The sequence below is a fragment of the Paraburkholderia sp. BL18I3N2 genome, from assembly GCF_003001875.1.
GTDB classification, from domain to species: domain Bacteria; phylum Pseudomonadota; class Gammaproteobacteria; order Burkholderiales; family Burkholderiaceae; genus Paraburkholderia; species Paraburkholderia phytofirmans.
Genome location: NZ_PVNC01000036.1, coordinates 24,616 through 33,807 on the forward strand (window position 1 = coordinate 24,616; position 9,192 = coordinate 33,807).

8 protein-coding genes and 1 pseudogene are annotated in these 9,192 nt (G+C 60.2%); 1 reads left to right on the top strand and 8 read right to left on the bottom strand.

Translation table 11 applies throughout. The annotated features are described in order from the left end of the window. Positions 1 to 10: 10 nt before the first annotated feature. The 6 genes from B0G75_RS38475 to glnH all read right to left on the bottom strand — a co-directional run bounded on the left by B0G75_RS38475 (position 11) and on the right by glnH (position 6,343). Complete coding sequence (locus tag B0G75_RS38475) at positions 11 to 1,309, bottom strand: ATP-grasp domain-containing protein (protein ID WP_106314842.1); 1,299 nt, start codon at positions 1,307 to 1,309, stop codon at positions 11 to 13. An 853-nt stretch (positions 1,310 to 2,162) separates the two neighbouring features. After that, complete coding sequence (locus B0G75_RS38485; RefSeq protein WP_106314835.1) at positions 2,163 to 3,128, bottom strand: MurR/RpiR family transcriptional regulator; 966 nt, start codon at positions 3,126 to 3,128, stop codon at positions 2,163 to 2,165. Beyond that, the gene (locus B0G75_RS38490) at positions 3,085 to 4,137 is read right to left on the bottom strand and encodes a C45 family peptidase (protein WP_106314843.1); all 1,053 of its coding nucleotides are present in this window, start codon (positions 4,135 to 4,137) and stop codon (positions 3,085 to 3,087) included. Before B0G75_RS38490 ends, B0G75_RS38485 begins: the two co-directional genes overlap by 44 nt. 20 nt (positions 4,138 to 4,157) lie before the next feature. Continuing rightward, positions 4,158 to 4,919, bottom strand: a complete 762-nt coding sequence (gene glnQ, locus B0G75_RS38495; RefSeq protein ID WP_106314836.1) for a glutamine ABC transporter ATP-binding protein GlnQ — start codon at positions 4,917 to 4,919, stop codon at positions 4,158 to 4,160. Further along, positions 4,916 to 5,572, bottom strand: coding sequence for a glutamine ABC transporter permease GlnP (gene glnP, locus B0G75_RS38500; protein WP_106314837.1), 657 nt, complete (start codon positions 5,570 to 5,572; stop codon positions 4,916 to 4,918). Before glnP ends, glnQ begins: the two co-directional genes overlap by 4 nt. Positions 5,573 to 5,596: 24 nt before the next feature. After that, positions 5,597 to 6,343 (bottom strand): glutamine ABC transporter substrate-binding protein GlnH, encoded by a 747-nt coding sequence (gene glnH, locus B0G75_RS38505; protein WP_106314838.1) that lies wholly within the window; start codon positions 6,341 to 6,343, stop codon positions 5,597 to 5,599. A gap of 215 nt (positions 6,344 to 6,558) precedes the next feature. Between glnH and B0G75_RS38510 the strand changes: the two are divergent. Beyond that, a pseudogene (locus tag B0G75_RS38510) lies at positions 6,559 to 6,935 on the top strand (MurR/RpiR family transcriptional regulator); the annotation flags it as partial. Positions 6,936 to 7,477: 542 nt separating this feature from the next. Here B0G75_RS38510 and B0G75_RS38515 read toward each other — a convergent pair. Further along, complete coding sequence (locus tag B0G75_RS38515; protein ID WP_106314839.1) at positions 7,478 to 8,254, bottom strand: MOSC domain-containing protein; 777 nt, start codon at positions 8,252 to 8,254, stop codon at positions 7,478 to 7,480. A 521-nt stretch (positions 8,255 to 8,775) separates the two neighbouring features. Beyond that, on the bottom strand, positions 8,776 to 9,192 hold a 417-nt coding region (locus B0G75_RS38520; protein WP_146142595.1), incomplete at its 5' end, for a zinc-binding dehydrogenase.

Consider the following 9,192-nt stretch of genomic DNA (forward strand, 5'->3'; position numbering starts at 1 on the left):
GTCGTGCTCCTCAAGCCTGAGCCGTTTCGGCTTTCATCGCGGTCGCGCCGGTCCGTGCTGCGATCCTGGCCCGGCCACCCTCTCGCATCCACGCATCGGCCTTTCGTGCGTACTGGATGACTTCGCTGATGTCGGAGTCGAATCCGAAAAGTCTGTAAGGCAGGCCGAGGGAGTCGCAGGTGTCTCTCAACGCCGCCATGCCGCGCACGAGGTTCGGGCCGCCGCGACCCAGCACCACGTAGAGCGGCGTCGGTCCATGCTCGCTGAAGTGTTCGCGAAGGGCATCAGCCATCGCGCGCAGCGTCTCGAAGATGTCGGTGTTGTTCGACTTGCCGCCGATGATGAAAAGCACGTTCGACTGCTTAAGCCAGTGTTTGAAACAGATACGGGCCACTTCCTTCATCTTCGCGTAGGGCGGATTGCCCCCGAAATCCGACGAAATGATCGCGGCGTCGCCGAGCATTTCGGTGACGAGCGAGTTGGCACCGCCGCCGAACGTCGGCGCGAGGATTGTTCCCTTGTCGTTGATCACGTACACATCGCTTTGGCCCTGATGCGTGCGCAATTGATTGATCTCCTGCTCGAAGTCGGAGTAGTCGGCGGCGAACAGGTGTTGCGGCAGTCCAAGACGCGTCCAGCGCGGGTCGTCGCGATCGAAGCCGCACTTGAAGTCGCAGGCGACCGGTGTCAGCCGTCCGTTCTTGTCCTCGCGCATCCGGATCGGATTAAGCTCCAGCGTCGTCATGCCGAAGTCGTGAAAGAGCTCCCAGAGTTTCGGCAACTGCTGCACGAGCGGCGAGATGATCTCCTTCGGCGCGCCGATCTCGCTCAGCGCGTTCGCCACGACGAACGCCTTGAGGCCCGTCAACGCATCAAAAGGCACCATCGCCACATGTTTCGGATCGACCTCTTCGATATCCATGCCGCCCTTGTGCGAGAGCGTCATCGTCGGTGCACGAAAGCGGGTCGAATCGGTGATCGAGAAATAGACTTCATGCTCGGCCGGCACGCCGGCTTCGAACGTCACGCCATTCGCCTTCGCTTTCAAGTGGCCGACGGCATGCTGGGCAAAGTACAACCGCTCTTTCTCGCTCAGCGCCGTCTTGAGATCGGTGGCGCGGCCGAGCAAGCCCGCTTTACCCTTCTTTCCGACTCCGCCCTTGAAGACGGGCTTGATGAAAATCTGGCGATGGCGATCGATCAAGGTCTTGATCTCCTCTTCGCTGGCGCTCGGGCCGAGGATTTCACTCGCCGGGAATCCGACGAATTGCAGCAGGCGCGCGCCGTGCAACATACCGGTGATTTGCATGAAGTTTGTCTCCTGAAGGGCATTGCGATAGATAAGAAACGGGTGTTCGAACGAGCGCCGGACGTGACAAAGCGGCCGCCGCGCCATTGGCGCTCGCGTTGCGATGTCTGGTATGCGTGGAGGCTGGGCCACGAGACCTGGCGGCCCCGAGTGGCGATCGCTAGCCGCGTCGAATGCGTCTTGCGTCGTGCATGGCTTGTCTCCGATGCGTTTTTTTGCGTGCCAATTTGGCTGGAATCTTGAGTACAGATACTCACGCAAATAAATTGACGCGATAAGTGAATTTTTTTAAAGCATTGATGTTCGTGTGTTATCAATGCAGTTGATTGAAATGTGTCGTTGCCCCGCGTTCTTTTCTGCAACGTGTCGAGGCAGACATGTGAGCGGTCCAAGCTCCAGGTGCCTTTGTTGACGGTCCGTTACGGACGGATTCTGTTGAAAAAGTCGCCGTAGATGCGGAGTGTTGGATATCCTGGGAGACATCGAGCGACGGGGAGTGAATCGTCATGATGGGTCGATTGGATAGCGGACAGGACAAGCTCTTCTACTCGTTCAACCTCGACAATCGCTGCCTGGTTCGAGTTCGCCACTTCGCTAAGCGCCACAACTCGAAAACGTGTCGCCAACTTCTGCGCCCCCAACCAAAACACGACTTTTTCAAATGTGAGGGACTTCCCCAACCTGAGGCGACGTTGAAGTCGCACGGCATGGAGTGCCAGGATTGAGATGTCAGCCATCAATCGGAACAGGAGGGGAAGTCATGGACCAGCTTACTACCGTCGGAATCGACCTGGCAAAGGATGTGCCCGCGATCACCCCCGAACATCCACGCGAGCGCATAATGCGACGCGCGTCAGGGCGTCTCAATACCGAGCGTCCTGATCAGACGCTCGCGCCGCTCAAGCGCCTGGAGGGAGCGCGTCCCGAGATGCGCCGCAACAAGATTCAGCAGGCCCTCGCAAAAAACAAGATAGGCACCCATGCTGTTGCTGAAGAAGCTGCTTTCGTGCGGCACTAGAAAGGCATGGCGCGCGGGCGGTACGAGTGGCGAGGCGAGCGTATCTGTGATCGCGATGACTTCGAGCCCGGCTTCCTTTGCGGCTATGGCGGCATCGGCGACACTGCGCGTATAGGGCGCGACGCTCGTCACGAGCACGACATCGCCCGGCTGCAACTGCGCGAGTCCTTCCGCGACGCCGAGCCCCTGCACATCGAGCAGAGCGACATCCGTGCGGATCATGCCGAGCCCATAGCAGACGAAGCTCGCCAGGGCGCTGAACTGGCGCAGGCCATGAACGCGCACGCGCTTCGCATTGGCGATGAGGCGCGCGGCGCTGCGCAGATCGGAAGGCGAAAGTTGCGCGATGAAGCCTTCCACATTGCCGATCGATTCGCGCGCGAGCTTCACGACCATGTCGACTTCGGGTGCTGCATCGCGCGCGTGCGTTTTGCTGCTCGCGACGAGCCGCTCCGCCTGCTGGCTATAGAAACTCCGATGACGCTCGGCGAGGCTGTCGCGAAACACGCCCTGAAAATCCGAGAAGCCCGCATAGCCGAGCCTGGTGGACAGGCGCGTGAGCGTGGACGCGTTGACATCGAGCGATGCCGCGAGATCAGTGATGGTGCGCACCGCCGTTTCTTCGGGGCGTTCGAGCAGTTTGGCGAGAACGGTACGCGCCTTGCCGCCGAGCGAGACCTCGGCCTCGTCGCGGCCGATGCGTATCACCAACTCGCGCAGTCCGTCCACGCTGCGCGGCGGCATCTGCGCGTCTGAGTCAGTCTCGCTGGAGCGATGCCCCTTCTGTTTGCCTGTGTCCATTGATCATCCGATACCGAGCGGGCTGCCCGGGATATTCGTGAACCTTCCATTCTATGTGAGACGCACGAATCGTCATATCGGCGGTGGCAAGTGTGTTCTCGTCGTCGGGGTCGTTCGGATCGAGACGATGTATCGGCAGCGCGGCATCTTGCCGATCGGCAAGGATCGCGAGCGGATCGACTGGTTCACCGGATGCGAGCATCGCATCGCCGCGCGCCTGCCGATGACGCGACGAATCCGTGATGATCTGCGAGAAGCCGTGCATCGACGGGTGAATGGCGTGGTTTGCATGCAGTGAGGGCACTACCACTTCGGTTACCGAGCAATCGTGCGCGCTGAATTCGACGCTCAGCAGCGCGGGACTGCTACAGGCGCCGAGCGTCAGATGAAAGCCGCCCGCGCGCGGATTGTCCCTCACGATGGACAGGGCTTCATCGAGATCACCCGTGTCGAGCATCGCGCGGGTAAGCACCATGCGCGGCACGCCCACGACGACCTCACGCTGACGCAGATTGTTTACGGTCACGGCGAGACCGCCGTTCGTGACCGCGAACGTATGCCCCGGCAGCGAAGCAGGATAAACGAAGGCTGCGAAGCCCGCGCTGCCTTCGAGCTTGCATTCGGCAATCGCGCAATGACCGGAGAAGCATGGAAGACCGTCTTCGTTGTGGCTGATCCGGCGCGTATCGACGCCCGGAATCTGCACGGTCGTGCAGCCATCGGGCGACATCGCCCAGAGATCGCCGCGGCAGTTCCAGAGAAAGACATCCTCGAAGGGCAGGCCAAGACCAATCGCCAGACCTTCGAGCTCGTCCCATACGCGCGGAAAGCGTTCGCGCACGAGCGCGGCCATTGCCTTCGAGGTGTCGCTGCCACGCCATTGCATGATGGTTTGCCATGCAGGCGTCTTCAATAGATTCGCCCGCACGGCGTGCGCGCCGAACCGGCCGAGTGCTTCGCCCGCCTCGCGCGGTGAACCGGAGATTTCAATAAATCCGAGTGCTGCCATATTCAAAGTGATTTGCAAAGTTATTCGACGTGTTGCAGAAAATCGCGCAGGCGCTGATTAGGCGGATTATCGAGCAAATCGGCAGGCGGCCCGTCGACGGTAATGTGCCCGTGTTCCATGAAGATGAGCCGCGTGCCGACCTTGCGCGCAAACGCCATCTCGTGCGTGACAACGACCATGGTCATGCCTTCTTCGGCAAGCGCCTGCATGACGCGCAGCACTTCCTGGCGCAGTTCGGGATCGAGTGCGGACGTGGGCTCGTCGAAGAGCATGAGCTTCGGCTTCACTGCAAGCGCACGTGCGATGGCCACGCGCTGCTGCTGGCCGCCAGACAGTTCGCTCGCATAGTGCCCGACGCGCGCGCCGAGCCCGACCTTCGTCAACAGCTCGCGCGCCAGCGATTCCGCGTCGGGCTTGCTCATGCCGCGGACCTGGCGCGGGCCGAACGCGACGTTCTCCAATGCCGTCATCTGCGGGAACAGGTTGAACTGCTGAAACACCATGCCCGCTTCCTGACGAATCTCGCGTACCTTTTTGGAGCCGCCGAGCACGCTGATGCCATCGACCACGAGATCACCGCCATCGATCTGCTCCAGCGCGTTGATACAACGCAGAAGCGTGGACTTGCCCGAACCCGACGGTCCGATCAGCACGACGACTTCGCCAGCACCGATGCTCAGGTCGACTTGATCGAGCACGACGGTCTGCCCGAAGCGCTTCGTCACTCGCTTGAACTGCACCATGTGGTTGGTCATGAGATCCTGGTGATTCATCGTATTCATAGGATGCGCATCCGCTTTTCCATCGTCCGCAGCCCGAAGGTCAGCGTGCCGATCATGCATAGGTAGATGAGCGCCACGGCCGTCCAGATTTCCACCGCGCGGAAGTTCGACGCCATGATTTCCTGACCTTGCCGCGTGAGTTCGCCTACGCCAATCACGATGAACAGCGACGTGTCCTTCAGGCTCACGATGAACTGGTTGCCGAGCGCGGGTGTCATCCGGCGCAGCGCGACGGGACCGACCACGAATGCCAGCACGCGCCAGCCCGGCATGCCGAGTGCGAGGCCTGCTTCCTTGAGCCCGCGTGGCACGGAGAGAAACGCGCCGCGTACGATCTCGGCGATATACGCGCCCGAGTTGATGATGATCGACGCGACCGCCGCCGTCATGGCATCGACGCGCACGTGCAGCAGCAAGGGCAGCGCGAAGTAGAGAAACATCACCTGGACCACGATCGGCGTGCCGCGTACAAACTCGATGTACGTGAACGCGATTTTCTGGGACAACGCGTTGCCATACGCACGCATCAACCCGAACAGCAGGCCGACGAGCATGCCGCCCGCCAACCCCGCGAGCGTGATCAGCACCGTGAGACGCGCGCCTTGCATGAGCGCGGGCACGGCGTCCACGATGACCGACGGATCGAACTGCATCATTGAACTCCAGAGCGCATGTAATCAGGATTTCGCCGGCTCGACGCCGAACCACTTCTTGTAGATCGCCGCATAGCGCCCGTCGGCCTTGATCTTCACCAGCTCGGCGTTGACCTTCGCCACGAGCGGGCTGCCCTTGGGAAACGCGATGCCGTACTGCTGCGCCATCATTTGCGGACCGACCGCCTTCACGCGCGACTGGCCCGCGGTGTGGATGTAGTAGAGAACGTTCGGCGTGTCGTGCATGGCGGCGTCCACGCGGCCGGTGGCCAGTTCGAGATACGCATTGTCAATGTTCGGGAACGCGCGCAAATCCGTGTTCTTGAAGTTCGCTTTTGCGTAGTCAAAAGACGAAGTGCCAGTCTTGACCGCCAGTGTTTTGCCCTTGAGGTCGTCGGGTCCCTTGATCGTGCTGTCCGCAGGCACCATCAGGGTGAAACCGCTGTTGTAGTAGCCATCGGAGAAATCGATAACCTTCTTGCGTTCGTCCTTGATCGTGATGCCCGCGAGCGCGACATCGACGTTGTGGGTTTGCAGAGCCGGCAGAATGCCGCTGAAGTCCATTGGCTGGAGCTTGTAGTCGAGTTTCAAATCCTTGGCGATTTCCTTCCACAAGTCGATGTCGAAGCCGACATATTCATTGCCCTGCTTGAATTCGAAAGGCACAAACGCGGTGTCGCATGCCACGAGTAGCGTGTCGGCGTAAGCGGCACTGCTGGCGAAGGAAATTGCAGCCAGGGCAGCCACGGCGAGTTTTGCGGCGAGTTTCATGGAGACTCCTTGTCAATAAGAAGAAAAGCATTTCGCAATGAAATTTGCTTTTGAGTTATTTATGCAAATCTGTTTGCGGAGTGTCGGTGATCAAAATAACGATGCAACTAGTGGTTTACACCTAGTTTGTGCACTGCCGTAGCAGGGACACCACCTTGAAACAGGGCGTGTCCGCTGAGGCCGGCACGCCGTGCCTGGATGGCGCTTTCTATCCGCTGCTTCCAGGCGCACCCGTACCCAACTTCAACGAACTAGTTGCGACCATTCGCGACCGCTTTCCCGACCTGAGCCCGCAATTCCAGGCCGGCGCCGCATTCCTTCTCGGCTACCGGACGAAGTCGCCGTCCTCTCGATGCGCAAGGTCGCCGAACGCGCGAGGGTCCAGCCCGCCGAGACGGTCCATCTCTCCCAGCAACTCGGCTTCCCCGGCGGGAACGTATTGCGCGAGATTTTCGTGAGCCGCGTAAGCACGCGCCCCGAACCCCTCACCACACGCGCACGCTCGATCGTGAAGGGCGGGGCCGACAATCACCTGAATCGCGATCTCGGCCACGCGCAATCTCACAACCTCGATTTCACGCTCGCGCAAAACGAAGGGTTCTGAACTTGTCGACGACAAGAATCCACGTAACCACAGTAGAAAGAATGGGAAAAGCGGCTCTAGTCAGGGCGAGAGACATGCCGCGAAGATGGAGCAGCCCGTATTAAGGTGCCTTGCACGGTTTCGTTGGCATCGTTACGCTCACGGCGTTGCGACTCCCTGCGGCGTTGCACGGTTGGTCTGCATCCAGGTTTAACTACGCCAGGTGCCCTGCATGAACGAACAGCGGATTCGCGATTAACGCGGGTCGATGACGTAGCCTGTGTTCGTTCTTGAAACGGTACCGACGATCGTCATGGCGGTGCTGCTTCCGTTCATCGTCGTGGATCGTCGGCGTTTCGCCAATTGGCTCTCCCCTGCAGAAGTGCCATACGTTGAGCAGGCGCTTGAAGCGGAGGAACAGAGAAAGCGCGCGCTCACACAGGGAGAAAGCAAGCTTGTTCACGTCCTGGCAAGCGGCCGCGCATGGCACCTCACCATCTTGGCCATCTGTCAGACCAGATCTCCAGCCCTTGATTGCCCCTCCGGCCTCGTCAAGCCGCGACCGTCACCGCATCGCCGACCGAACAGACGCCGTCGCTCAGCACCTCAAGATAAATGCCGAGATCGGTATGGCCGAAATGCTGCAAGATTGCTTTCGGCAGATTGGCATCGCGTGTGGCGGTCTCGGGGTTGACGTTGGTGGCGGCACAGCGCCGCGTCCGTAGTGCCCCGCGAAAGCGTATCCCGCCAATCTCGACTTCCCGACCGAGCCAGTCGAACTCCGCCCAGGCAGGCAAGCCATCGAGATAGATGTTGGCGCGGAAGCGCAAGGGGTGCACGAAAATCCCGGTCGCCTCCTCAAGCGCCCGCACGGAGGCCAGGTTGATCACCGAGATCGCTTTCATCATGACCGGCGAAACCACGCCGACATCCGTGAATTTGTGGCCTTCGGCCGAGATGAGGCGGGGGCGGCCTTCAGTCGCTTCGCCCAGATAAGCCGCCATGAAATCCTCGATCGCCTCGCGGCCCGCAGCACTCGTCGTCGCCGCCTCAAGCACAATCTCATCGCGATAGCGAATGGTTAGCGTGCCGGTTTCTGGATCCAGCCGCGTCCCCAGCGCAGCAAGCTTTTCATTCTTGCGCAGCATCAGGAAACAGCCCTTGTCGAGCGGCTCGGGGGCTTCCAGATCGAAGCGCGTCGTGCCGAGCGCCAGCGCGAATGCGCGGTCGAAGGGCAGTCCTTGCGCGTGGCTGACGGCCATTTCCGTCAAGGGCTCGGGAGAGAGCCCCTTGATTGGATAGCGGTAGAGATTGATAACTTTCGTCATTATTCCGGTTCCATCACTGATTTAAGCCAGAATCCCGCAGTGCTTAACATAGCACCTGGTGAGGGTGACAAGCCACCAGGAGCCTGAGATGGATCGACAAGCGGCGCGCTCAATATGCGCAGAACAGTCCGTTGTAAGCATGGATAGGCGGGGACACAAACGGTGACGTCGAGTTGCGTTCGAGCGGCGGCGGGGCAGAACGGTTGCTCTGGAGCGCAATGGCGGCATTCGCAGAGATTAACTGGGGACGGGAACGGGAGCGACTCGCGCCGAAGGCCGTCGGGCAGAATCCGGCCGATCCTTGCCTACCAGCGATCGGCAGTGGACGACCCATTTAGCCCCTTAAAAGCTGTGATCAATAGGCTGCAACCGGTTGTATTTGGGCCAGTCGCGGTACTACGCGAAGAAAAACGATATGAGCACTGGGCTCATATCGCCCACTCAACACTTCATGGGATAAATCGCTAGCAGGTGGAGCCACCAGCGAACTGACACCTGGCTGTTCAAGCAAAGCGAGACGATCAGCGCGTCGCCTGGTACAACACCACCGAGCGAATCGACTCGCCCTTCTTCATCAGATCGAAACCCTCGTTGATGCGTTCGAGCGGCAGACGGTGTGTAATCAGATCGTCGATATTGATCTTGCCTTCCATGTACCAGTCGACGATCTTCGGCACGTCGGTGCGGCCGCGCGCGCCGCCGAATGCCGAGCCTTTCCACTCGCGGCCCGTCACCAGCTGGAACGGACGCGTGCTGATCTCTTCGCCCGCCGCCGCCACGCCGATGATGAACGACTGGCCCCAGCCCTTGTGCGTGCATTCGAGCGCCTGACGCATCACCTTTGTGTTGCCGATACATTCGAACGAATAGTCCGCGCCGCCATCGGTGAGTTGCACGATGTGATCGACCACGTTCTCGACTTCGTTCGGGTTGATGAA